Source organism: Testudinibacter sp. 'clade 2', from assembly GCF_006227735.1.
Taxonomy (GTDB): Bacteria; Pseudomonadota; Gammaproteobacteria; order Enterobacterales; family Pasteurellaceae; genus Chelonobacter.
The window spans coordinates 1-611 of the sequence record NZ_VDHB01000237.1; the positions used below are offsets into that span (position 1 = coordinate 1).

Genomic DNA, 611 nt, shown 5'->3' on the forward strand with positions numbered 1-611 from the left:
CTGCCAGTTCTGACAACTCTTCCAATTCGTCTAAATGTTCGATTTTGCCTAAGTTGAACGCCGACAGAGTACACAGCGCAATTTCACCGTTTTCATCATGGAAATGCTGTAACGGTTTGGTCGGCAGGGCAATTTCCAAACACAGATTGGATTGACGCACAGGTGCAACTGCCGGATCAAACGGCGAGTGGGTGTTGCTGTGATCGACGTTATGGATATAAATCCGTCCGGTTGAGGCACGCTCTTGCATCAGCAACGAAAACAGCTCACTGGCTTTAACTGTGCGCTTGCGAATTGACTCGTCCGCTTCATATTTTTCATACAGCGCATCGAAACGATCTTGATCGGCAAAGAACGCTTCATACAAGCCCGGCACATCTGATGGGCTGAACAGGGTGATATTGCCGTTTTTGATCAAACGTTGATACATCAATTTGTTCAGTTGCACCCCGTAATCCATGTGACGCACGCGGTTGTCTTCCACGCCGCGATTGTTTTTCAGCACCAACAGGCTTTCGACTTCTAAATGCCAGAATGGGTAATACACTGTTGCCGCACCGCCGCGCACACCGCCTTGCGAGCAGGATTTGACTGCGGTTTGGAAATGTTTA

1 protein-coding gene is annotated in these 611 nt (G+C 48.8%); it reads right to left on the reverse strand.

Annotated features, from left to right (window positions below; translation table 11 throughout):
- Nucleotides 1–611, reverse strand: a 611-nt coding sequence (locus tag FHQ30_RS12935) for a ribonucleotide reductase barrel domain-containing protein (RefSeq protein WP_500692276.1), incomplete at both ends; no start/stop codon positions are given.